22 protein-coding genes, 3 pseudogenes and 1 riboswitch are annotated in these 23,073 nt (G+C 65.5%); of the genes and pseudogenes, 13 read left to right on the forward strand and 12 right to left on the reverse strand.

Annotated elements, in window-relative coordinates; genetic code table 11:
* The first annotated feature begins 156 nt into the window (after positions 1 to 156).
* Complete coding sequence (locus KZO24_RS19210) at positions 157 to 432, forward strand: hypothetical protein (RefSeq protein WP_285017436.1); 276 nt, start codon at positions 157 to 159, stop codon at positions 430 to 432.
* An 18-nt stretch (positions 433 to 450) separates the two neighbouring features.
* Here the strand turns inward: KZO24_RS19210 and pcaF are convergent, their stop codons facing one another.
* The 3 genes and pseudogenes from pcaF to KZO24_RS19225 form a co-directional block, all read right to left on the reverse strand.
* On the reverse strand, positions 451 to 1,659 hold the full coding sequence (pcaF, locus tag KZO24_RS19215; RefSeq protein ID WP_271182965.1) for a 3-oxoadipyl-CoA thiolase: 1,209 nt from the start codon (positions 1,657 to 1,659) through the stop codon (positions 451 to 453).
* Positions 1,660 to 1,707: 48 nt separating this feature from the next.
* Positions 1,708 to 2,363, reverse strand: a pseudogene (locus KZO24_RS19220) (3-oxoacid CoA-transferase subunit B).
* Between the two features lie 14 nt (positions 2,364 to 2,377).
* A pseudogene (locus tag KZO24_RS19225) lies at positions 2,378 to 3,063 on the reverse strand (3-oxoacid CoA-transferase subunit A).
* Positions 3,064 to 3,176: 113 nt separating this feature from the next.
* Here KZO24_RS19225 and KZO24_RS19230 point away from each other — a divergent pair.
* Positions 3,177 to 3,959 carry an IclR family transcriptional regulator domain-containing protein gene (locus KZO24_RS19230; protein WP_285017440.1) on the forward strand — a complete coding sequence of 261 codons (783 nt, stop codon included), beginning with the start codon at positions 3,177 to 3,179 and terminating at the stop codon, positions 3,957 to 3,959.
* A gap of 4 nt (positions 3,960 to 3,963) precedes the next feature.
* On the opposite strand, the gene KZO24_RS19235 is transcribed toward KZO24_RS19230, so the two are convergent.
* Complete coding sequence (locus KZO24_RS19235; protein WP_350224231.1) at positions 3,964 to 4,722, reverse strand: IclR family transcriptional regulator domain-containing protein; 759 nt, start codon at positions 4,720 to 4,722, stop codon at positions 3,964 to 3,966.
* A gap of 351 nt (positions 4,723 to 5,073) precedes the next feature.
* Here KZO24_RS19235 and KZO24_RS19240 point away from each other — a divergent pair, with 351 nt between their 5' ends.
* The 3 genes from KZO24_RS19240 to KZO24_RS19250 are packed head-to-tail and all read left to right on the forward strand — an operon-like array spanning position 5,074 to position 7,135.
* Positions 5,074 to 6,390 carry a M24 family metallopeptidase gene (locus KZO24_RS19240; protein WP_271182961.1) on the forward strand — a complete coding sequence of 439 codons (1,317 nt, stop codon included), beginning with the start codon at positions 5,074 to 5,076 and terminating at the stop codon, positions 6,388 to 6,390.
* Positions 6,387 to 6,872 (forward strand): MFS transporter, encoded by a 486-nt coding sequence (locus tag KZO24_RS19245; protein ID WP_486487555.1) that lies wholly within the window; start codon positions 6,387 to 6,389, stop codon positions 6,870 to 6,872. The genes KZO24_RS19240 and KZO24_RS19245 overlap by 4 nt, the downstream gene beginning before the upstream one ends.
* Positions 6,866 to 7,135, forward strand: a complete 270-nt coding sequence (locus tag KZO24_RS19250; protein WP_486487556.1) for a hypothetical protein — start codon at positions 6,866 to 6,868, stop codon at positions 7,133 to 7,135. The genes KZO24_RS19245 and KZO24_RS19250 overlap by 7 nt, the downstream gene beginning before the upstream one ends.
* Before the next feature lie 184 nt (positions 7,136 to 7,319).
* On the opposite strand, the gene KZO24_RS19255 is transcribed toward KZO24_RS19250, so the two are convergent.
* A complete protein-coding gene (locus KZO24_RS19255) occupies positions 7,320 to 7,490 on the reverse strand; it encodes a hypothetical protein (protein WP_486487557.1) in 171 nt (56 codons plus the stop codon).
* Between the two features lie 225 nt (positions 7,491 to 7,715).
* Between KZO24_RS19255 and KZO24_RS19260 the strand changes: the two genes are divergently transcribed.
* The 4 genes and pseudogenes from KZO24_RS19260 (at position 7,716) to KZO24_RS19275 (ending at position 12,732) form a co-directional block, all read left to right on the forward strand.
* A complete protein-coding gene (locus KZO24_RS19260; RefSeq protein ID WP_271182959.1) occupies positions 7,716 to 8,201 on the forward strand; it encodes a nuclear transport factor 2 family protein in 486 nt (161 codons plus the stop codon).
* A gap of 339 nt (positions 8,202 to 8,540) precedes the next feature.
* Complete coding sequence (locus tag KZO24_RS19265; RefSeq protein WP_486487558.1) at positions 8,541 to 11,069, forward strand: TonB-dependent receptor; 2,529 nt, start codon at positions 8,541 to 8,543, stop codon at positions 11,067 to 11,069.
* A 61-nt stretch (positions 11,070 to 11,130) separates the two neighbouring features.
* Positions 11,131 to 12,069, forward strand: a pseudogene (locus KZO24_RS19270) (GMC family oxidoreductase); the annotation flags it as partial.
* A gap of 210 nt (positions 12,070 to 12,279) precedes the next feature.
* Entirely contained in the window at positions 12,280 to 12,732 is a 453-nt protein-coding gene (locus KZO24_RS19275; RefSeq protein WP_486487729.1) for a GMC oxidoreductase, read from the forward strand.
* Here the strand turns inward: KZO24_RS19275 and KZO24_RS19280 are convergent.
* Positions 12,707 to 13,174 carry a nuclear transport factor 2 family protein gene (locus KZO24_RS19280; protein ID WP_271182956.1) on the reverse strand — a complete coding sequence of 156 codons (468 nt, stop codon included), beginning with the start codon at positions 13,172 to 13,174 and terminating at the stop codon, positions 12,707 to 12,709. The two genes, KZO24_RS19275 and KZO24_RS19280, sit on opposite strands and share 26 nt — an antisense overlap.
* Positions 13,175 to 13,407: 233 nt before the next feature.
* On the opposite strand from KZO24_RS19280, the gene KZO24_RS19285 reads away from it, so the two are divergent.
* Positions 13,408 to 14,523, forward strand: coding sequence for a class I SAM-dependent methyltransferase (locus KZO24_RS19285; protein WP_271182955.1), 1,116 nt, complete (start codon positions 13,408 to 13,410; stop codon positions 14,521 to 14,523).
* Between the two features lie 54 nt (positions 14,524 to 14,577).
* On the opposite strand, the gene KZO24_RS19290 is transcribed toward KZO24_RS19285, so the two are convergent.
* From KZO24_RS19290 to KZO24_RS19310, 5 genes are all read right to left on the reverse strand, one after another.
* The gene (locus KZO24_RS19290) at positions 14,578 to 14,877 is read right to left on the reverse strand and encodes a hypothetical protein (protein WP_271182954.1); all 300 of its coding nucleotides are present in this window, start codon (positions 14,875 to 14,877) and stop codon (positions 14,578 to 14,580) included.
* Between the two features lie 32 nt (positions 14,878 to 14,909).
* Positions 14,910 to 16,352, reverse strand: a complete 1,443-nt coding sequence (locus KZO24_RS19295; RefSeq protein WP_271182953.1) for an MFS transporter — start codon at positions 16,350 to 16,352, stop codon at positions 14,910 to 14,912.
* 99 nt (positions 16,353 to 16,451) lie between these two features.
* Positions 16,452 to 17,660, reverse strand: a complete 1,209-nt coding sequence (locus tag KZO24_RS19300; RefSeq protein ID WP_271182952.1) for an MFS transporter — start codon at positions 17,658 to 17,660, stop codon at positions 16,452 to 16,454.
* Positions 17,661 to 17,672: 12 nt separating this feature from the next.
* Positions 17,673 to 17,960, reverse strand: a complete 288-nt coding sequence (locus KZO24_RS19305; RefSeq protein WP_271182951.1) for a hypothetical protein — start codon at positions 17,958 to 17,960, stop codon at positions 17,673 to 17,675.
* On the reverse strand, positions 17,957 to 19,039 hold the full coding sequence (locus KZO24_RS19310) for a class I SAM-dependent methyltransferase (protein WP_271182950.1): 1,083 nt from the start codon (positions 19,037 to 19,039) through the stop codon (positions 17,957 to 17,959). Before KZO24_RS19310 ends, KZO24_RS19305 begins: the two co-directional genes overlap by 4 nt.
* A gap of 283 nt (positions 19,040 to 19,322) precedes the next feature.
* Between KZO24_RS19310 and KZO24_RS19315 the strand changes: the two genes are divergently transcribed.
* Positions 19,323 to 20,444, forward strand: a complete 1,122-nt coding sequence (locus tag KZO24_RS19315; protein ID WP_486487559.1) for a serine hydrolase domain-containing protein — start codon at positions 19,323 to 19,325, stop codon at positions 20,442 to 20,444.
* Here the strand turns inward: KZO24_RS19315 and KZO24_RS19320 are convergent.
* The gene (locus KZO24_RS19320; RefSeq protein ID WP_271182948.1) at positions 20,420 to 21,259 is read right to left on the reverse strand and encodes an SDR family oxidoreductase; all 840 of its coding nucleotides are present in this window, start codon (positions 21,257 to 21,259) and stop codon (positions 20,420 to 20,422) included. The two genes, KZO24_RS19315 and KZO24_RS19320, sit on opposite strands and share 25 nt — an antisense overlap.
* A gap of 237 nt (positions 21,260 to 21,496) precedes the next feature.
* Here KZO24_RS19320 and KZO24_RS19325 point away from each other — a divergent pair, with 237 nt between their 5' ends.
* Positions 21,497 to 22,429 carry an FAD-dependent oxidoreductase gene (locus KZO24_RS19325; RefSeq protein ID WP_486487560.1) on the forward strand — a complete coding sequence of 311 codons (933 nt, stop codon included), beginning with the start codon at positions 21,497 to 21,499 and terminating at the stop codon, positions 22,427 to 22,429.
* Positions 22,422 to 22,904, forward strand: a complete 483-nt coding sequence (locus tag KZO24_RS19330; protein ID WP_486487561.1) for an FAD-binding protein — start codon at positions 22,422 to 22,424, stop codon at positions 22,902 to 22,904. Before KZO24_RS19325 ends, KZO24_RS19330 begins: the two co-directional genes overlap by 8 nt.
* A gap of 40 nt (positions 22,905 to 22,944) precedes the next feature.
* A riboswitch (TPP riboswitch) is annotated at positions 22,945 to 23,053 on the forward strand.
* Positions 23,054 to 23,073: the final 20 nt, after the last annotated feature.

A 23,073-nucleotide genomic window follows, 5' to 3' on the forward strand; every position in this document is an offset into this window, starting at 1 on the left:
CATCGCGAGGGAGAGGGGACTAAGGGCGGGTCAATCCGATCTCATCCCACTCCAAAGTGCGCAATGAAATCGCGGTCTTTACTACGCAACCTCGCTTTTCATTGCGCGTAGCCCGTGCGATCTGCGGTCGGGATGAATGATTCACGACTCACCCTGATGGAAGCGATCGCGACGCGACGGTTCGTCACTGCGCGCTACAACGGCAATACGATCACGCTTGCGCCGCACTTGCTGTTCGAGCGGCATGGCGACCTTGTCGTCAGCGCCATGAATCCCGGCAAGGCGCGCCGCAGTGACGAGGAGCCCGGCCTCGGCCAGTTCAAGCTGGCGGGCCTCTCCGCGCTGGAACTGATGGACGAGCATTTCGAGCCGCTGGCGTCCTACGACGGCTCGCCCCCGCGCAGCGACGATGTGCTGATCCTGTCGGTCTGACGGCGGCCGCTGCGGCCCTCAGACCCGCTCGACCGCTAGCGCCAGCCCCATGCCGACACCGATGCACAGCGTGGCGAGGCCACGCCTGCCGCCGGTCTTCTCCAGCTGGTGCACGAGGCTCATGGCGATGCGCGCGCCCGACATGCCGAGCGGATGGCCCAGCGCGATGGCGCCGCCGTTGGGGTTCACATGCGGCGCATCGTCCGGCAGGCCGAGGCCGCGCATGACGGCAAGGCCCTGACTGGCGAAGGCTTCGTTCAGCTCGATCGCGTCGAAGTCGCTGATGGTCAGGCCAAGCCGCTCCATCAGCTTGAGCGTCGCGGGCAGGGGGCCGATCCCCATGACGCGCGGCTCGACGCCGACCGACGCCATGCCAAGGATGCGCGCGCGCGGCGTCAGCCCATGTGCCTTGGCCGCCGCCTCGCTTGCGACGAACATCGCCGCCGCGCCGTCGTTGATGCCGGACGCATTGCCCGCCGTGACGGTGCCTTCGGGACCGAACAAGGGCTTCAGCTTGGTCAGCGTCTCGATCGTGGTGTCGGCGCGGGGGTGTTCGTCGATCGACACCTCCAGCGTCTCGCCGCGCTTCTTCCCCGGCACGGTGACGGGGACGATTTCCTCCGCGAAGAAGCCGGCGCCTTGTGCAGCGGCGGCGCGCTGCTGGCTGCGCAGGGCGAAGGCGTCTTGATCGGCGCGGCTGATGCCGAAGTCCTCGGCAACGTTCTCGCCGGTGCGCGGCATCGTCTCGGTGCCGTAAAGCGCATCGAGCGCCGGGTTGACGAAGCGCCAGCCCATCGTCGTGTCCTCCAGCTTCTGCGCGCGGCCGAAGGCGCTGTCGGACTTGCCCATGACGAAGGGCGCGCGCGTCATGCTCTCGACGCCGCCCGCGATGGCGAGCGCCATCTCGTCATTACGGATCGCCCGCGCCGCAGTGCCGACCGCTTCGAGGCCCGAAGCGCACAGGCGATTGAGGGTGACGCCGGGGACGGTGTGCGGCAGGCCCGCCAGCAGCAGGCTCATGCGCGCGACGTTGCGGTTGTCTTCACCGGACTGGTTGGCGCAACCGTAGAAGACCTCCTCAATGGCGGCCGGGTCGAGCGAGGGGTTGCGCGCGATCAGCGCGCGCATCGGCACGGCGCCGAGGTCGTCGGCGCGGATCTTCGAGAGGCCGCCCGCGTAGCGGCCGATGGGTGTGCGTATGGTATCGCAGATGAAGGCTTCGGTCATCGTGTGGTCGTCCTTTGCACCCTTGTGGGCGTCTTAAGTGCCGCTTGGTCAGACGGGCTCGGCGGCTTTCGTGAAGGCCAGGTCGAGGCCGGTGATGCGGCGCAATTCCTCTATGTCGAGGCCCTCGACCATCTCCACCACGCGCGCGCCGGAGGGGCCGAGGTCGAACACCGCAAGGTCGGTGTAGACCCGCGACACGCAGCCGAGGCCGGTCAGGGGGTAGGTGCAGTTTTCGACCAGCTTGCTCTCGCCCTGCTTGGTCAGAAGTTCCATCATCACAAAGGTTTGCTTGGCACCGATGGCAAGGTCCATCGCACCGCCGACCGCGGGAATCGCGTCAGGCTCGCCGGTGTGCCAGTTGGCGAGGTCGCCGTGCACCGAAACCTGGAAAGCGCCGAGCACGCAGATGTCCAGATGGCCGCCGCGCATCATCGCGAAGCTGTCGGCATGGTGGAAGAAGCAGCCGCCGGTCAGCAGGGTAACTGCCTGTTTTCCAGCATTAATCAGCTCCCAGTCTTCCTCCCCGGAGCGGGCGCAGGCCCCATTCCGAGCAGGCCGTTCTCGCTCTGCATGAAAATCTCGCGCTCCGCAGGAAGGTAGTTGGCGACCTTGGTGGGCAGGCCGATGCCGAGGTTGACGTAGGCACCTTCGGGAATGTCGCGGGCGACGCGGGCGGCCATCTGGTCGCCGTTGAGGCGGTTCATGGTATCCTCTCCTTTCAGGCCGCTACGGCGATTTGCGCGGGCGCGATCGCGACGACGCGCTGGACGAAGATGCCCGGCGTCACCACCACTTCGGGATCGATCTCGCCCAGCGGCACGATCGCACTGACCTGCGCGATGGTGGTCTTCGCCGCCATCGCCATGATCGGCCCGAAATTGCGCGCGGTCTTGCGGAACACGAGGTTCCCCAGCGGTCGCCCTTGTGCGCCTTGATCAGCGCGAAGTCGGCCTGGATCGGGTATTCGAGCACGTAGTATTTGCCGTCGATCTCGCGCACTTCCTTGCCTTCGGCCAGCAGCGTGCCGTAGCCGGTGGGCGTGAAGATCGCGCCGAGGCCGGAGCCCGCAGCCTGGATACGCGCGGCCAGATTGCCTTGCGGAACCAGCTCCAGCTCGATCTTTCCGGCGCGGTAGGCGGCGTCGAAATGGTGCGAATCCGACTGGCGCGGGAACGAGCAGACGATCTTGTGCACCCGCCCTTCGCGGATCAGCGCGGCGACACCGTGCTCGCCGTTGCCGGCATTGTTGTTGATGATGGTGAGGTCGCCCACCCCGCGTGCGATCAGCGCGTCGATCAGTTCGTCGGGCATGCCGGCGGTGCCGAAACCGCCGATCATCACCGATGCGCCGTCATGAATATCCGCGACGGCCGCAGCGGCGCCGTCGATGGCCTTGTCGATCATCCGACTCTCCAAAGGCTTTATGTTGAATGCTGACCTCGCGTGTCTGCCTCTGGGTAGGTTGCGTCAATCGGTAAACGTGATATTGTCCGGTAATCGGTTGTTTAGGTGTGCGCATGCAGGATTTCGGGCAATTGGACGCGAAAGGCGATCCCGAATTCATGACCTCGCTGGCACGGGGACTGGCGGTTCTGCGCTGTTTTGCGGACAGCGAACGGCCGATGACGATCGCACAGGCGGCCCGCTTGACGGGGCTGAGTCGTCCGGCGGTGAAGCGCTGCCTGCATACGCTCGTCAGGCTCGGCTACGCGGTGCAGGACGGCACGCTCTATGCGCTGCGCCCCAAGGTTCTGGCGCTCGGTTTCGCGTATCTTTCGTCAAGCAGCCTGGCGATGCGGGCGCAGCCCCTGCTCGACCAGTTGCGCGACGATCTGCACGAATCCTGCTCCCTCGGCGTGATCGAGGAGGATGAGGTCTATTACGTAGCGCGCGCGGAAGTGTCGCGGATCATGTCGATCGCGCTGCGGGTGGGTAGCCGCCTGCCGCTTTACTGCACCTCGATGGGGCGGGTGATGCTGGCCGGTCTCGACCGGGCCGCACAGCAGGCGTACCTGCGGCGTACCGAACTGACCGCGCGCACCGACCGGACGGTGACGGAACCCCTGGCATTGCTGGAGATCCTCGATCACGTCGCGCAGGAAGGCTACGCGATCATGGATCAGGAACTGGAGCGCGGGCTGCGCTCGGTGGCGGTTCCGGTGATCGTCGATGGCCGCGTGATCGCCGCCGTCAACATCGGCACCCAGGCGGACCGGGTGTCGATGGCCGACCTGCACTCACGCTACTTGCCTGCGCTCAGGCGAGTGGCGCGCGATCTGGCGGCCTTGCGGCCGGTCTGACGGGTCAGTGCGTGGTCGCGATGGTTTCCGCCGAACTGCGCAGACGATCGAGATAGCGGTCGATCGCCACGGTCTCCTTCATGGCCGAGGCGAAATAGGTCATCGTCAGGACGTTCTCGACCCCGCCATCGCGCATGATCGGGATCGCGAGCGAAGCGGTCTTGCCGTTCTTTTCGTAGACAGATGGGCGCCACGCGTAGCCCCTGCTGCGCACTTGTTCCAGCGAACGTAGCAGTTCCTCCACGTCGAACATGTCGTTGCGGGTGTCGGGGTCCATCTCGCCGCGCAGCAGGTCGTGGGCGCAGTTTTCGGACTGATAGGCCAGCCACGCCATGCCGGTGACGCTGCCGAGCACCGGAAACGTGCTGCCGGGCTTCCAGTTGAAGAAGGTCAGCGTGGTTTCATGGTGGGTCGATGCACGGATCACGAAACGGCGGCCGACGCGCTCGGACAGGAACACCGGCCAGCCGATTTCGCGCGTCAGGTCGCTCATCAGCGGCTGCGCGGCGGTGCGCAGCTTCTGACCCTCGTAGCCGCTGGCGAGCGACTGGACGAGCGCGGTCGGACGGTAGCGCTTGCTGCGGTCCTCACGCTCGATCATGCCTTCGTGAAGCAGCGTCTGCATGATGCGGAACGCCGTGGGATAGGGCAGATTCTCGTGCCGCGCGATCTCCGACATAGAGACGCTGCCGAACTCGTTGATCGTTCGAAGTACACCCAAAGTCCGGCTTACGGAGCGAATGGGAACGCCGCTTTCCATCATCTGCCTTGCCCCTTTATCAGGCTCATCCGACCGGCTATAACCCTCATGCCGGCGGTATGGCGTGACTGTCTGCGGGCGATGACACGACAGTTTTTTGAAATCACTGACGACGAATTCAAATCTATCCGCCTGTCGGAGATTTAAGGGCCGATCCCGGCATGGGGCGGTTGGCCATGACGATTGCCGACCATGATAACCCTTTTCATGCAGATACTTGCTCTGAAGTTTTCGGCTAACGAATAACTCGTTCGGTTCTTCGTGACCGGCGCTGACCCTGCGTCAATCATCTCCGGCGAAGACAAATGGGCGACTGCCGGTCACTCGGCGCCGCGCCCGTCAGGAGTTTACGCGATGATCGATGCTGCGGACGTATGCGAAGGAACGCTGGCGAAGTGGCTGGCGCCCGAACTGATCGAGCATACCCGGCAAGGCGAGATGCTGGTGCATCGGGACCGGGCGGACCGGATCATGGACAAGTACGGGCTGGACGGGCTCGTCGCCGCGCTGCCCAGCAATATCTACTACCTCTCCAGCCATCTCGGCATTTCGGCGATGATGGGCCGCCATTATTCGAGCTTCGCCGTGCTGCCGCGCAATCGGGAGGCTCCGGCCTCGCTGATCGTCAACGGGTCGATGGTCTATCATCTCGACTACCGCCCGACGTGGATGCCCAGCGTGGAGGTCTTCAGCTACCCGATCGGCACCGACGCGGCAGGGCGGGCCATTCCCGAACCGTTGCCGAGCCCGTGGGCCAGGGCCATCCGCGAGGACAGCATGACCGATCGCGACCGGCTGCTGATGGCGCTTTACGCCGAGTATGAAGGCAAGACCGGCGCCTCGGCAGGCGGATCGCTGGCGAATGCGCTGGCGAAGGCCGGGTTGACGCGTGGAACGCTCGGGTTCGACGATATGCGCGTACCCGGCGTTCTGGGCGCGGACTTCCATGGCAAGGCGGTCGATGCGCTCAACATCTTCCGCGAGATCCGCATGGTGAAGTCCGAGCCCGAGATCGCCATTCTGCGTCAGGCGGCGATCCGCAACGAAGCCGCGCTGGATGCGGCGATCGCGACCATGCATATCGGCCAGCCGCTGCAGGACATCGACATCGGCCACCAGCGCAAGTGGGGCGAGCTTGGCGGCAAGTCGCTGTGGCTCATCGTCAACCAGCGCGGTCTCAATTCGGGCATGGTGGAGAAGGACGAGCCGACCAAGATCGACAGCGTCGGCGAATATCTGGGCTACAAGGGCGACGTCGGCCGGACCATCGTGGTCGGTACGCCGCCTGACGAAGTCGCGCGCCGGGCGGAGGCGAACAGCGCCGCGCTTGCGGTGTTCTATGCGGAAGTGCGGCCGGGGATGACCTATGCGCGCGGCTCGGAGATCATCCGCGACGTACTGCGGCAGCACGGCTTCGAACGCGGGCTGGGCGGGGCGCACCCGGTCGGTCTGGAGCACACCGACCAGCCCTGGCCGGTCGGCGGCGAGCCCGATCCGGCGTACTTCGAGGACGTCATGGTGTTCGAGGAAGGCACCGTGTTCACCATGGACATGCCTTATCACGAGATCGGCTACGGCACTTCGCATGTCGAGGACATGATGGTCGTGCGCGCTGACGGCGCGGAAGCGCTGTCGTCCGGTGACACCTCGCTGCGCATCCTCCCGGCATGAGTATCGACGCTGCCGAAGAAGCCTATCCGAGCCGGTTCAGGGCTTGGTGGGTCGTCGCGGCGATGTTCGCGGCGTCGATCGTCTCGGTGATCGACCGGGGTATCCTGACCTTGGTGGTCGATCCGGTGCGGCGCGACCTTGGCATCTCGGACGTGCAGATCAGCCTGCTGCTCGGGCTGGCTTTCGGGCTGTTCTATGCCGTGGCCGGCATTCCGCTAGGGCTGATGGCGGACAGGTTTTCGCGGCGGCGGCTGCTGATCGTGGGCATCGCGGTGTGGAGTGCGGCGACGTTCCTCGGCGGTCTGGCGGGCTCGTTCGGGGAACTGTTCACGGCGCGCCTGCTCGTCGGACTAGGCGAGGCGGCGCTGGCCCCTTGCGCGGTCTCGATGATCGGCGACATGTTTCCGCCGGATCAGCGCGGCAAGCCGATCAGCATCTATCTGCTCGGGCAATCCTTCGCTGGGGGCTGTCGATCATGCTGACCGGCGCGATCGTCAGCGCGGTTCCGGCGGGCCGCTTCGCGTGGATCGGGCTGCTCGACGGGATGAGTGCGTGGCGCGTCGCCTTCGTGTTCTCCGGGCTGCTGGGTATTCCGGTGATCCTGCTGCTGCTCACCTTTCGTGAGCCGGTGCGCCGGGGACAGCCAGCGCCGTCGCGCGCGTGCCGTTTCCCGAAGTGCTGGCCTATCTCGGGCGCAACTGGACGGTATTCGTGCCGTTCTACGGCGGGTTCGCGATGCTGGTGATGATGACCTACAGCATCAACGCATGGGGCGCGACGTACCTTATGCGCCGCTTCGCGATGATCCCGGCCGAGGTCGGGCAGTGGCAGGGCTCGGTCGGCATGGTGCTGGGCACGCTCGGCGCGCTGCTGGCGGGGGTGATCGTGGACGGGGTTTCGCGCCACGGACACCCGGGCGGCAAGTTCCTCTACCTCTTCGCGGTTTCGGCGATGCTGTTCCCGGCAACGCTGATGGTGTTCATGCCGACGCCCGCGACCGCGATCATGACGCTGGGGCTGGTCAGCTTCTTCATGCCGATGATCGGCACCGGCATGGTGACCGGCGTGCAGGAACTGGTGCCGGGCAACATGCGCGGCATCTGCGTCTCGCTGTTCGGGCTGTTCAACACCATCACCGGGCAGACGCTCGGGCCTTATCTCGTCGCGGCGGTACGGGGGCGGTGCGGAGGACGGCCATGCGCTGGGCCTCGCTCTGACGCAGATCTGCCTGCCCGCGCTGACCTGCGCGGCCTTGCTCTACCTCGTGGGCTACTTCGCCTATCGTGCGCGGCTGCCCGACATCCAATCTCGACAGGGGATCGACCATGCGTTTCCATCGTAAACTGGCGCTCGCGATCGGTGCGCTGGCGGCGTCGGGCGGGCTGTTCGCCGCTCACGGCTACAGCAAGGCCAGTGAGGCCGCCGAAGTCCAGCGTATCATCTGGGCCAAGGAAATGGCCATTTACCAGGGGCGCAGCAAAGGCATGGTGGACTTCTACGTTGACAATGCCTCGCCCAATTTCCTCGCCTGGACGGCCGGTACGCCCGCGCCGTTCCGCATCGACAAGTTGCGCGCGGGCAAGCAGGCGATGCGCGGGCGCGACAAGGAAGTAATCGAGACGACCTTCCGCGATTTCAGCCTCTCGGGCGACACCGCGGTGATCTATTACCAGAACCACCGCACGCGGATGCCCGATGGCACCGTGGTCGACCAGACGTACGACAACATCCACGTCTGGCAGAAGACCGACGGCGAGTGGAAAGTGCTGGCGAGCATGTCCCGCCCGATGCACAGCTGCCCGCTGAGCTGATCCTTTCAATCCCGAACAACCTTCGTCATTGCGAGCGTAGCGAAGCAATGCAGGGCCGCGTAAACCGCCCTGCATTGCTTCGCTGCGCTCGCAATGACGATTGAGGGTAAAGTCATCGCGCTGCGGCTCGGCGCCTTGTCATATTCGGCATTCGCGGGCTGCGGACGCAGATATGCGCGGCAAGTATCCACGATAAGAATATCTCGATGCGAACGAGTTGGCGGTTCGCGCCCCTCGGGTGAACTTCTCTCCCGTATCCCGCAGCAGGCGCCGTCGCCCTGGCCGGGGACGACCGACACGTCGGTCCATAACAATCATATCTACAAGGGGGCTGAATCCATGAAGAAGTACGCCATCATGCGCGCGGCGAGCGTCATCGCCCTCGCCCATGCCTATACGGGAACCGCATTCGCAGAGGACGGCGGTTCCGCGCCGAGAGCCGAGGAGGGCGGCCAGCTGACCGAGATCACCGTCACCGCACGCCGCCGCGAGGAGACGCTGCAGTCGGTGCCGCTGACGGTGCAGGCGTTCGGCGCCGATGCGATCGAGAACAAGGGCATCCGCGACATGGCCGACGTCGTGAAGCAGACGCCCGGCATCTTCATGGACAAGGGTTTCGTCCAGCAGGACGTGCGCCCGAACATCCGCGGCCTTCCCGCCACGCGCGGTCGTCCGCCGGTGGGAATCCTGCTCGACGGGATCGACATTTCCTCGGAGTCCATCGCCTCGGCCGGTGGCGGCAACCTCGCGAACATGAAGCTGGTCGATCTGGAGCGGATCGAGGTGGTGAAGGGGCCGCAGTCGGCGCTCTATGGCCGCGTGGCTTTCGGCGGCGCGATCAACTACATCAGCAAGGAGCCGACCAGCGACCGGGTCGAAGGCTACGTGAGCGGCGAAGTCGCGACCTACAGTCAGGCCGAGTTGCGCGGCGCGATCAACCTGCCCGCCACGGATACACTGTCGTTCCGCTTCAACGGGGCCTATTCCTACTTCGACGGGTTCTACGACAACGACGTCACCGGCAAGCGCATCGGCGGCTACGAGTCCAAGGGCGGCGCGGTGGCCGCGAAGTTTCAGCCGTCCAGCGACGTGAAGCTCGTCGCCCGCGCGAGCTATTCGGACGACACCTACGAAGTGCGCCCGCAATACTATATCGGCGGTGCGCCCGAGGTGAATATGCGTGAGGCTATCGCGCTGCCCTCGGACGTGGCCGGGCAGCAGGTCGGCATCATCGGTGCGCCGCAGACGACGATCGGCTCCACCGCCTATGTCGCGCAGCGCGGCAAGATCGGCAAGGGCATCGGGCGGGTGATGCTGTCCGCCGATCCGGCGACCGGGGAGGATTTCCCAGGCACGCACGTCAAGACGTTCCTCTCCAGCCTGCGCGGCGAATTCGCCGTAAGCGACAACATCACGGTCTCTACCTGGACCGGTTTCACCCGCTCGCGGTCGCGTCAGCGGCAGGATGCGGACTTCTTCGGCCGTCCCTTGACGTCCTATACGCAGGCCGGCGTGACGCAGCTTGCCGAAGTGCCCGAAGGCGGCATCGCGACCGGCTTCTTCTTCTTCGACGCCGCGACACTGACCAAGCAGTTCAGCCAGGAAGTGCGCATCGGCGACCAGACCAGCAGCGGCTTCCGCTGGGCCGTAGGCGGCCTCTACTGGTGGGAGGACGTGAAGCAGAAGCTGGGCAGCATCTCCAACGCCGGGTTCAGTGCGGGCGGGCAGCCGGTCAACATCTATTCCAACCTCGCGCTGCTGGGAGGCTATGGCCCGGCGCAGGATCAGGGCCGCACGACCGAGCACTATTCCGCCTACGCCCTCGCCGAATACGACCTGACCGACCAGTTGACGGTCTCCGCCGAAGGCCGTTACGGCAAGGAGAAGTACGACTATCTCTTCGCGCGCAGCATCGCCATCTCGACGACGGCGGTGAACGGGGTCTATCCCTTCGCGCTGACCGGCAGCGTGTTCGAGGCGAGCACTTCGACCAACTACTTCGCGCCCAAGGTGGGACTGACCTACAAGGTCAATCCGGACCTCATGTTCTACGGTTCGTTCTCGCGCGGGATCAAGCCGGCGGGCATGTCGCAGGTGCAGACGCCGAACCCGGACGATGCGGCGTTCGGCACCGAAAAGCTCAACAACTACGAGATCGGCTTCAAGTCGAGCCTGTTCAACCGGCGGCTGCGTTTCAACGCCTCGATCTTCCGGATGGACTACAAGGACAAGCAGGAATCGACGCTGGTGCCGGTGGATTTCAGCGTCAACCCGCAGGGCAACGTCAGCCTCGTGCAGAACGTCGGCGGCGCGCGGATCGACGGCGCCGAAGTGGAACTGGCGGGCGTCATCGCGCCGGGCCTGACGTTCTCTGTCGGGTATACGTATCTCGATGCGCGCTACACCGATTACGACCTGCCCTCGACCAGCCCGATCACGATCGCGCTGGCGGGCGGCTGCACCATCCGCACCGAGGGCAATCTGAAAGGTTGCTTCGTCAACCTCGACGGCAAGCGGCTGGAAGCATCGGCGCGTCACTCGGCCGTGGGCAGCCTGAACTATCGCGCGCCGCTGACGGGCGATCTCGACCTGCTGCTGGAGAGCGACATCCAGTATCGCAGCCGTCGTTACCAGGACAATACCAATAGCTACTGGTACGCGCCTTATGCCAATGTCGATCTGCGGGCGGGCGTGGAGAACGATCGGTACTCGGTCATCTTCTTCGTGACCAACCTGTTCGACAATCGCTCCATCCAGTCGGCGCAGTCGGGCGGCGATACGCAGGCGCTGCCGTCGGGTGGCCTGTCGATGGCGGCATTCGCTGCCGACAAGCGCCAGTTCGGCCTGCGCGGCCGGTTCAACTTCTGAGTATCGGCGACACCGGCCCGGAATTGCCTCGGGCCGGTGTCGCACTTGAACGAGACAGATCATGGCGCTTTCCAGCACTCACGTCACCATCGGCGGCCGGCCGGTCGACCCCGGCTTCCTTGCGACCGCGAGTTGGGACCATGTCATCGTTGGAGGCGGCTCGGCCGGTTGCGTTCTGGCCCGGCGGCTGTCCGAGGATGGCGACCGGCGGGTACTATTGCTGGAGGCAGGGAATGAGGCGGAGGATCCCGCGATCTGGTCCCCGCCTGCCTGGCCCGGCCTTGCGGGTGGGGCCAACGACTGGAACTACGCCTCGACACCGCAGCCCGGTCTTCTGGGCAGAAGCGTCGCGCAGCCGCGCGGCAAAGGGCTTGGCGGCTCGACGCTGATCAATGCGCTGGGTTTCCAGCGCGGGCCTTTGCGCGCCTACGACCGATGGGCGCAAGCGACCGGCGATCCGGGGTGGGGGAGACGGTCTGTTGCCCTACTTCCGCCGATTGGAAGCGGCGTCCTCGGGCGATCCTGAATACCGCGGGCAGGACGGCCCGCTGAGCGTGCTTCGCATAAGCGACGTGGCGGAGCGCAACCCCTCTCGACTGCGATCCATGAGGCGGGCGTCTCGGCCGGTCATGGTGCCAATCCCGATTGGAACGCGGAGCGGTGCGACGGCACGGTCTGGACCCAGCTTACTGTCCGCGATGGTCGCCGTGATACCGCAGTGAGTGCCTTTGTGGACCCGGTAAGGCACCGCCCCAATCTGTGCATCGCGACCGGAATTGCCGTGCGGCGGATCGTGTTCGATGGCAGGGTCTGTACGGGAATAGAGGCGCTGACTTCGGCCGGACCCGTTATGATCGGCAAGGTCGCCGAAGTGATCCTGAGTGCAGGGGCGATCGACACGCCGCGCCTGCTGATGCTTTCGGGCCTGGGTGATCCCTCGATGCTGGCGGCACAGGACATTCCGGTGGTGCTGGACAGCCCCGAAGTCGGCCGTAACCTGCAGGATCATCCGCTGGTGCCCGGGCTGCTCTTGCGCGCGCGCCACCCCGTTCCGGCATCCCGCTTCAACCACTGTGAGTCGCTGATCATCGCAGGCAGTCGCTTCATGGACGAAGTGCCCGACCTGCAGATCATGGGGCTGACGGTGCCGTTCCTCAGCCCTGAGCTGGGCGCACCGCCACCGGACAGCTTTTCCTTCGTGCCCGCGCTGATGGCGCCGATTTCGGTCGGGTCGTTGACGCTGGGAGACGGAAAGGCGCTGCGGATCGACCCAAACTATCTGGCCGAGGCGCAGGACGTCGAGGCTCTGGTCGATGCCTTCGAAATCAGCCGCGAGATCCTGTCGCAACCGGCGCTGCGCGAATGGGTCGCGGCGGAAGTCCATCCCGGCCCCGGCATACGGGATCGCAAGGCGCTGGCGGAGCACATTCGCCGCACCGCGTCGCCGTTCTTCCATCCCGTCTCGACCTGCCGCATGGGTCGCGACGACCTTGCGGTTACCGATCCGCAATGCCGGGTACGTGGCATGGAGGGGCTGCGGATCGTCGATGCCTCGATCATGCCCTCGATCCCGCAGGCCATGACCAATGCGGCGGTGCTGGCTCTGGCCGAGCGGGCCTCAGATAGTATTCGTGGCCTCAGGGGGCAGCCGACCCCGGCGTGATCCGCGCCATTCCGGCGAAGACGTGCCACTTGCCGTCCTCGCGCAGCCAGGTGTGCGTCGTGTCGAAGTGTTCGTCGCACGGCGTGCCGTCCGCGCGGCGCGTACGGTGGGTGTTGTAGTAGATGACCGCCGTGTTCCCATTCATCGAGAAGTCTACGAATGTCATTTCCAGCTTCTCCTGCGATGTGTGGGTCGCCGCTGCGCTGGCCTTCAGTGTCGTCGTGCCCAGCGGCTTCGCGGAGACCGGCGGCCATGCGAGGTAGCCCTTCGCCAGATTGTCGGCATAGCTGCTGAGGTCGCCCTTTGCGCGACCGGCATAGATCGAGCGTTCCAATGCCCAGATCTCATCCTTGGCCTTAGCGATCTCGGCGACGCTCTGGGCGTGCAGGGCGCAGGGAGCAAAAGCGGCCGCAAAAGTGAGTGCGATCATCATACGCTTCATGGACGGTGGACCTCGTTCTGATGGGAATGGGCCAGTCGGCCTTGCCATGAACATGGTGCACGGCCCGCCCCGGAGAAACGCCGTATTGGCGGCCTTTTCACCAGCCGAAAGAGCGGCGAGACTGCAGAGGTGGACTTTCGCCTGACGAAAACCGGACACGGTCGCAAGCGACGGGTTTGGAGCGGGGGGATAGTATCGGCCGATCCTGTTTCACCAATGACGGAGCCGGGGCGATGAATACGCCGACGAACACCGCGTCGAACCTGAATTCCAGCACCATCACACAGCGCAGCCGTGCGGGTCTCGACGCTCTGGCGGCTATGCTGAAGTATTCCTCCACCAGCCTGCGCTCGGTCGCCCGGGAGGACTTTCTCGCAACCGAGCAGGGCGCGCAGCTGGCCCGCGAGCACGAAGATGGAGCCACCGGGGCCGAAGAGGTCGCCGCCCGCGTCGACAGCGCGATCAAGGTGGCGTCAGCCCTCCCGGTGCATCGCATGGAGCGCTTCGTCCAGCGCTACGTCGCCGAGGAGATGATGAGTCGCAACGTCGTCTCGGTCGAGGAGATGCGCGATTTTCACGTGATGCAGGATGCCGCTCCGGTCCAGGGCGCGGGCGGTACGCTCGAACTCGACGGGGATGCGCCGCTGCCCGCTTACTACGAAGGCGTTCACTACCACCTCTCGCCGCATGGGGCGGAGGACTACGATCTCGGTGCTAAGGGCGGCGGGATCGGCCGGGTGTTCCGCTACGGCGGTTTCGCGGCGGTGCCTCCGAGTTCCAACATCGGCTCGCAGCGCATCGATGTGGTGCGCCAGTTCCGGCAGTCCGACCTGAGGCGTATCCTCGAGATTGGCTGCGGCGGGGTCTTCACGCTCATGGCGATCCACCGCGTCTTTCCGGAGGCCGAATTGATCGGCTGCGATCTCAATGGCCAGACTTTGGCGGAGGGGTTCAGGATCGCCGAGCGCATGGGGATGAAAGTGACGCTGCGGCAGCGCGACGCGCGCGATACGGGCGAGGCGGCCGGCAGCATCGACGGCGTCTTCAGCTATGCGCTGCATCACGAGGCACCCGTGGAGGTCAACCGCGAGATGTTCCGCGAGGTGTTCCGCGTGCTGCGCTCCGGCGGCGAGATCGTGATCTCCGATCCCCCGCCGTTCCGCGGGGTCGATATCTTCGACGCGGTTTTGCTGGAGTGGGACAACGACCACCGCGAAGAGCCCTATTTCCGCGAAACCTGCCTTGCCAACTGGGAGGACGAACTGCGCGCGATCGGCTTCGTGGATGTCGAAGGTTACGCACTGGGGGATCACGGCTATCCGTGGGTGACGCGGGCCGTGAAACCCTGAGGCTTATCGCGTACGAAAAAGGGGCGGGCCGGAGAACGGTCCGCCCCTTTTGATTCAGGCAGGGCGGGAGTATCCTGCGCGGGCGAGCATCTGGTCAACGTGGCGCTCGCGCGCACCCAGCGGCGCGCCCAGGACGGAGCCGACCATCTGGTCGCGCAGCGTCTCGACACGATCGGCCTGTTCCGCCGGCCAGTCGAAGGCGTCGATCGTCGCGCTGTCGAGGATGCCTTGCCGGGACAACAGTTCCTCCATCACCAGCATGCGGTCGCGCATGATCCACATCTCGGACAGCAGGGTCGTGACCATGCGGCCGAGATCATCGACGTTGGTTTCATCAAGATAGACGTTCGCCATCGGGCGGATTCCTCCGTTTCGAAAAGATGGGTTCAGCGCGCGGCGCGCTGGAGAAGGCGGCGTTCGATGATCGCATGGCGGCGCCGGTCGATCGGGAAGTTCCAGATGATCAGCCCGCCGCCGATCTTGAGGATCGCGGGCAACACCGCGACGGTGAAGAGGATGCCGAAAGCGGCGGTCCCCGTGTTCACCGCACCGGCCGAGGCGTCGTAGCCGAATGCGCTCAACAGCAGGAAAGCCATCCCTGCGCCGATGGCCGTCGCGATCTTGCTGGTCAGCATGTAGAACGCATAGTAGCTGCCGGTGCGTTGTTCGCGCGTGCGCAGGCGGCCATAGTCCACCACGTCGGCCAGGATCGCGGGCGACAGGACCATGACCGCGCTCGCCCCCATGCCGATGAAGAACACGATCACCATGCTGACCGAAACGATGAACTCCTGCGTCAGCGTGTCGGGATCGAGGAACCAGTAGCCTTGCGTCGCAAGGCTGACGATCACGACGGACACCACGTAGGCGCGGTGCTTGCCGATGCGGCGGGCCATCCATGACCATAGCGGCGTCGTGCCCGCCATTGTGATCGCGAAGACCGTCATGAGGTAGGGGTACCAGGAGCCCAGTCGCAGGTAGCCGTCGTAGAACGTGAACATGATCTGCAGCGTACCGAGCCCCATTCCGCCGAGACAGAACGCCGCAAGGTACAGCCAGAGCGGCCGGTTGCCGCGCACGCTGCGCACGAAGGTCCAGAACGGAGGGCGCTCAAGCGGCGGCGCGGTGCCCTGCGGCGCGCGGGCGAGGCTGATCGCGGTGGTCAGCGGAATGACGATCACCGCGACGACGAAGAAATATCCCAGTACCGGGATCGAATAGGCGGACGTCGCCACCAGCCCGGCCCATGCCAGGATGATCGGCAGGGCATCGTTGCACAAGTTGCCGATCTGGCTGATCAGCCCCCGCATGCCGGTGATCCGGGAGCGGGTATCGTAGTTGCTGGAAAGCTCGGCGCCCCATGACGTGTAGTTGATGTCGCCGAGGGTATAGGCGAAATCGTAGAGTATCTTCCACCCGACCAGATAGGCGAGGCTTGCCATCGGCGGTGGGCGCAGCAGGAAGAACGCCGCGACGAGGACCAGCGCGGCGCCGATCGCTATGGCGGGCTTGCGGGCGCCCCAGCGGGTGCGGGTCCGGTCGGAGACGTATCCGATCACCTGGTCGGTAAAGGCATTGACGATGCGCAGGACCACCAGCGCCGATCCCAGCGCGGCAAGGCTGATGCCGAACTCCTTGGCGTAGATCTGCGGAACATAGAGCGTCATCGGATTGAGAAGCAGGCCGGGGCCGAAAGCGGCCAGCCCGTAGGCGACGAGGTCGGCGCGGCTGAGCTGGACCGGCCCTGTGTCGTCGCGCCGGTGCACCGGGGCATCGGCAACTGCGGGCGGGGGCGTCGCTTCCAGTACGAGTTCGGCCGCGTCGCTCATTCGCTTCTCCATCGGTCAGGCGCGGATCAGGCGCTCGATCGCAGCTCAAGTCGAATGGCGTTTGGCAGGCTTTTCACCTGCCGAAATTGCTGCGGAGATTTACCGCAGGGTGCTCTGCGGGGCGACGACCGGAAACAGGCATGCCGCAACGAGAGTACCGGCGAACATCGCCGCGCCCCACAGGAGCGGGGCTGGCGGTCCCAGCAGATCGTAGAGCGGTCCGGCCATCAACGGTCCGAACACGCGCCCCAGCGAATTGGCCGCCTGCATGAGGCCGAGGCCCATGCCTTGCGCACTAGGGGGTGTGGCAAGTGAAGTCAGGCCGGAGAGCGCGGGATTGAGCAGCCCGAAGCCGAGCGAGGTGAAGGTCAGCCCGATTCCCGCGACCAACACGTCATGCGCACAGCCGAGCACCAGCATTCCGATGCCGATGGTGGCCAGTGCCGCCTGCATCGTCCCGCGATCCCCGAGCCGCCGCGATGTCGGTCCGGTGAGCGTCAGCTGGGTTATGGTGGTGACCACGCCCATCCCTCCGAACATGAGCCCGATGCGCAAGGGATCGAGCCCCAGCACGTCATCGGCGAAAAGCCCGAGGATCGCCTCCAGCTTCGAGAACGCCGCCGAGGCAAGGAAGGAAATGAACGTCAGCGTGGCGAAGGCGGGCAGGCGCAGCAGCGCGACACTGCCGATTGCAGGCGCCGCGCTCACCGGGTCGTGCATCGTTGCGGTCTCGGGCAGGAGGAACCACGTCACTGCGGCCGCCAGCAGGCCCATCGCGGCGCCGACCAGCGATACGAGCGTGAAGGCATGGTCCTGCCCGGTAATGCTGGACGCGAACCCGCCGATGGCGGGGCCGAAGATGAAACCCAGAGAGAAACCCGAACTGACGATGCCCATGTCCCGCGTGCGCGTCTCGCGCGTCGAAATGTCGGAGGCGACGGCGAACGTGATCGAAAAGCAGCCGTTGGTCAGCCCGCTGATGAAGCGCACGACCAGCAGCGACGCAGGCGTCGTCGCGTAGATATGCAGGACGTAGACCAGCGCTCCGATGGCCAGCCCCGCGAACATCACGTTCCGGCGCCCGTAGCGGTCGGAGAGGCGGCCCCAGATCGGGCTGGACAGGAAGCCGCCAAAGGAGAATGCGGCGACCGTACCGGCGATCTCGATCCCGCTCGCGCCGATCTGCCGTCCGTAGACGGCGAAGACCGGGAACATCAAGCCAAACCCTGCCAGCGAGACGAAGTTGACCAGCGTGATCGTGAAGAGGGCTCGGCCGCGCGAGGCGGCGGTCAGGGGGCTGTCGGTCATGGAGTCCGGGTCTCAGTCGGCGCCGATGCCGCCTACGGCATTCACCACTTGCGCGACGAGGCGCTGGCCCATTGCGTTGAGCCTCGCCTGGAACTCCGCATCGGGCTGGAAGGCGTCGATTTCGGCGCGAATGTCGATGCCGCGACGAGCGAGCACTTCCTCGGTCACGGCCATGCGGTCGGCCAGCACCCAGACCTCGCGCGTCAGGGCGATCAGCCCGGCGGCGAGATGCCCGCTGTCCGCCTCGGTCAGCGTGTGGCGTTCGGGGTGGTTATAGCTCTTGGGGTCGGCGTCGATCATAGCGGCCTGCGGCCCTGGACAACGTGAGGATAGGCGCGCGGACCGAGGCCCACGGCGTTGACATCGACGAAGCCCGCCTGACGGGCGACTTCGGCAAGGTCGAGGCTGGCGGCTTCGCGCCAGTGAGGTTCACCGCCGTAACGGGCGCCGCTGTCAGCTCGCCAGACGCCGAGCTTGTCCATGTCGGCGTAGCGGGTAACGTCGCTCATGATCATGTCGCCGCCCGGCTCCAGCACCCGGAAGGCTTCGGCGAACACGGCGCGGATCGCTTCGGCTGGGAGTTCGTGAAGCAGGATGTAGGACGCGACGAGGTCGAACGAAGCCTCGGCAAAGCCGGTGCGCTCGGCCGGACGCTGATAGAGGCGCCATCCCCAGCCATGCGCATTGGCGACCCGCTGCGCGTGCTCTAGTGCGCGCAGGGACAGGTCCACTCCGGTGATTTGCGCCGAAGGGTAGGTTTCCTGCAGTGCGGCGGTGAAGTGGCCTGTCGATGCGCCCATGTCGAGGATGCGCGCATAGTCGTCACGCGGAGGCATCCCGGCGATCGCGCGGCGCTGGAGGAAAATGCCGCCGGGGAACATCGCCTCGACCAGTCGGCGATGGACGATTTCGCCGTGGATGTATCCCTGCAGGGGGTGATCGTCCCACCCGCCAGCAGTGCGGTGGAAGTTTACGCCTTGCCAATAGAACGGCGCGGCCTCGTCCGGAGCAGCAGGTTCGAGCGTGGCCGGGCCATTTGTCTGGAAGTGGGTAATCACGGGTTGGAGGTCGGGCAGGATTTCCTCGAAAGCCTCGCGTGCGATCAGCCCGTGCATCGTGGAATGCCATTCGCCCACCGCCTGAGATACGCGCCAGGGGCGGCTCGCGGCCATGGCGTCTTCCATCCACCGGCCGCGCTCGTCGAGGTCGTCAGGGAGCGAGGAGGGGTCTGGAACGGCGGCGGCAATTTCGCGATCGCCTTGCGCGCGCACGGCCTGCGATCCGCGCCCGAAATGCACGAGGAAATCGACCGAGGCACGGCCCCGCTGTTTCAGAACGGGGGTGAGCGAAGTGTTCATGCCTTCTGGCTGTCGTGTCATCTGGCCTCCAGGCCGCAGGATTGACGCCAAGCCGGTAAAATGGCGCGCGTTATGATCGTGTCTGTTCAGCAGATGAATAGTGATGGGAGCAGGCATTCGCCGGAGCCCTCCGTCGCGGCAGTGTGCAGCCTTCGCCTTGGGGAAATCCGCGATGAGACTTGCGTTGCCTGCCACTCTGCTGTCCAGCATGGCGGCTTTATGCCTGACGGGGTGCGCCTTGACTTCTCGCCCGTCTCCCAAGACGGCTGCGGAGATGTCCCCTCGGGACGCGGAGGCGCTCTACATGCGGCGTTATCAGCAGTACGTGACCGGAGAAACGGGGATAGCGGCCTACGATACGCTGGGGCCGCTGGACGGTGTCCGCAAATGGCGCCCGCTACCAGCGGGGCACTCCATTGCACCTGCCGCACTGGCGAAGGCGAGGGATTATGCTGCATCGGGCAACAGTTCGGCGTTCATGGTCTGGCACAAGGGCGCTCTGGTCGAGCAGGACTATTTCGGCGATACGCATGAAGATACGCCGATCATCTCCAAGTCGCTGTCCAAGCCTCTGGCGGTCATCGCCGTTGGGCGGGCCATCGTGGCCGGCAAGATCGCGTCGCTCGACCAGCCGATGGCGGACTTCATTACCGAATGGCAGGGGACACCGCGCGCGGCGATCACCATCCGGCAAGTGCTCGGGATGCGATCGGGCCTGCTTCCGCAAGGTGCCGCGCCCAATCCCGGCGACATCCTCAACCGTGCCTACCTTCACCCCTATCACGATCGCATCATCATCGACGAGTACCCGCTCGTCGATGTGCCGGAGAACCGCTACGAATACTCCAACGCCAACGGCGAACTCGTCGCTCCCCTGATCGAGCGGGCTACCGGCATTCCGTTCGAGCAATGGATCGCGCGCGAAGTGCTGGCACCGATCGGCGCGCGGGGCGGACGGATCTGGATGAACCGCCCGGACGGCACGCCGCATTCTGGCTGCTGCGCCTTGCTGCCTGCCGAGAGCTATCTGCGGCTGGGTATCCTGCTCGTCCGCGACGGGGTTTGGGAAGGCAGGCGGCTTTTGCCGGAGGGTTTCGTCAAGGCCATGGTCACGCCGACGGAGCAGAACCCGCACGCGGGGCTCGGCGGCTATATCGGCAGTCCTTATGTCGAATGGCGAGGGCCGGCCAACCCGCAAGTCCCTTTCGGTCGGTCCTATCACTCCGCGCCTTATGCGGCTGCGGACCTGTTCCTGTTCGACGGCAATGGCAATCAGGTGGTCTACATTGTACCATCGCACCAGCTGGTGATCCTGCGCACTGGCGAACGTCCGCCCGCAAAGCCGGTCTGGGACAATGCGATGCTGCCCAATATCGTGCTTGAGGCGATCGATGGAGGTGGTCAGGAAGGCTCCACCGGGAAATAACGCGCAAGCACGTCGCGCGGCTTGCCCTTGCGGCGGTCACGGATCTTGCGCGGCGTCAGCCACGTGAAGATCCGGCCGTTGCGGGTGTTCGTATCGACAATGCGGGCGGCCCACCGGCCGATCGTCTCCGGGTGGTCGGCAATGAGATTTACCCAGTCACGACGGGCGCGCGCGCCCTCGGCATCCAGCTTTGCGTGTTCGCGCAGGAAGCCCTCCGTGATGACGAGGCCGGGGCTGATTGCGCCGACGACGATGGGGTGGGCGAGGCTTGGGCTATGCTTCATCTCCTCGGCCAGAGAGCGGGTAAGGTAGGTAACGGCGGCCTTGGTGGTGGCATAGCCGTTCATGAAGGGCATCAGCGTGCCGTCCGCCCCTGCCCCCAGCATGTTGTAGAGCGCCCCCTGCCTGCCGGCTGCGCGCCATCCGCGGATCGCCGTCTGGCAGCCATGCACCAGTCCCATGACGTTGATGTCGAGCATTCGGCTCACTTCGGTTTCGGGCATGTCGACCAGCCCGCCGCCGAGCGCCAGCCCGGCATTGTTGATCCAGATATCGATACCGCCGAACCGTTCGCAGGCATCGTCCCATGCCGCGCGTACCGCATCGGCACTCGTGACATCGCAGGCGCCGCCTTCGGCGCGGGCGCGATCCTGGTGCAGGTGCCGGGCCGTGTGGCGGGCATCCTCGCCATCGGAAGAGGATACGTAGACGTTGATACCCCGGTCGAGCAGCGCTTGCGCCAGCGCCTTCCCGATCCCTCTCGAACTGCCGGTGACGAACGCGGTCCGAAGGGCAGTGGTATCGTGAGCGGGCATGGTCTTTACGTCCCCATCGCGGCAGGCCTTTGCTTCGAGGCTAGCGCCCGGCCGCGCATGCTTGACCCGCTTCGTTCGTGAATGTTCGCGCAGTGAATTTTCCGGGCAGGCGGCGATGTTCGTCTGTTGAAAAGGCGCGAAGAGGGGGCAGGACAGGGAGCGCCTTGCTTCTCCATTCGTGATCGGGCCGCTTGCACATCCTCATGGGCAAGCCCTTCTCGCGGACAGGTTTCGATCATGAGCGACGCAATGCACTTTCCCATCGTCATCGTCGGCGCCGGCGGCACCGGCCTGACCGCCGCGCTCGCTGCGCACGACGCCGGGAGCGAGGTCCTCGTGCTGGAGCGCGACGCCTCGCCTTCGGGCTCCACCGCGATGTCGACGGGCCTGATCCCGGCCAGCGGCACGCCCGAGCAGGAAACCGCAGGGATCGTCGATACGCCCGAAATCTTCGCCGCCGACATGGTGGCCAAGACCAAGGGACGCGTGGATGGCGAACTCGCGCTGCACGTCGCAAGGGAATCGGTCGAGACGATCGCGTGGCTGCGCGATTGTCATGGAGTGCCGCTCGATCTCGTCGACGGGTTTCTCTACCCCGGGCATAGCGTGCGCCGCATGTACGGCACGCCGAACCGGACGGGGGGCGAGTTGATGGCGGCGCTCGAAGCGGCTTGTGGGGAGGCGCAGATACCCATCCTCACCGAAGCGACCGTGGAAGAATTGCTGCATGACGGCGACCGCGTCACCGCGGTGCGCTACACACGCCCCGACGGCAGCGCGGAAATCGTCACCTGCGATGCACTTATCCTCGCCTGTTCGGGCTTCGCGGGCAATGCGGAGATGGTCGCGCGGTTCATCCCCGACATGGCGGAGGCGACGTTCCACGGCCATCCCGGCAACAAGGGCGATGCCATCCGCTGGGGGCTGGAGATGGGCGCCGCGGTAGCCGACATGACCGCGTACCAAGGCCATGGCGGACTGGCAGTGGGCCATGCTGTGCCGATCCTGTGGCCGCTGATCATGGAAGGTGGCTTTCAGGTCAACGTCGAGGGGCGCCGCTTCTCCGACGAGATCCGCCGGCTATTCCGAACAGGCGGCCAAACTCAATGCGCAGCCGGGGCGTGTCGGCTGGTCGATCTTCGACGAGCGGCTGCATGTATTGATGAGTGATTTCGACGATTACCGGGACGCTTTGCGCGCCGGTGCGGTGGTGAGCGCACCCACCCTGCCTGCGCTGGCCGAGGCGATCAGGGTGCCCGTCGCAGCACTGGAGGGCACTTGTGCCGAGGTCGCGGCGATCGCGCGGGGCGAGCGGGAGGACGCCTTCGGGCGATCGTTCGCCGCTTCGCAGGTTCTGGCGGGTCCATACTATGCTGCCAAAGTGACGGGCGCGCTGTTTCACACCCAGGGTGGGCTGGTGATCGACAGCCGGACGCGCGTGCTGCACGAGGACGGGACGGCGTTTCCCAACCTCTTCGCAGGCGGAGGCGCGGCGCGGGGCCTGTCCGGCGACGCGTCCTATGGCTACCTTGCCGGTAACGGTCTGCTTGCGGCCACGACGCTTGGCAAGATGGCGGGCCGTGCTGCCGCAGCCTTATCCGTTCAGACGCTTTCTTTCACGGCAGCCCCTGACTCCAACCTGTAATAATATCGCTTCCCACTTCGCGTCGAAGCGCCTAAGGCGCGCTCCATCCCCGGGGGCCGCTCATGCGCGGCTGAGAGGTGGTCAGCAGACCACGACCCGCTGAACCTGATCCGGTTGACACCGGCGTAGGGAGGGTTGGCGGCAAGTCCGTTATCCCTCCGAGTGGAGT

It is taken from the genome of Novosphingobium sp. NFX11 (assembly GCF_057376415.1).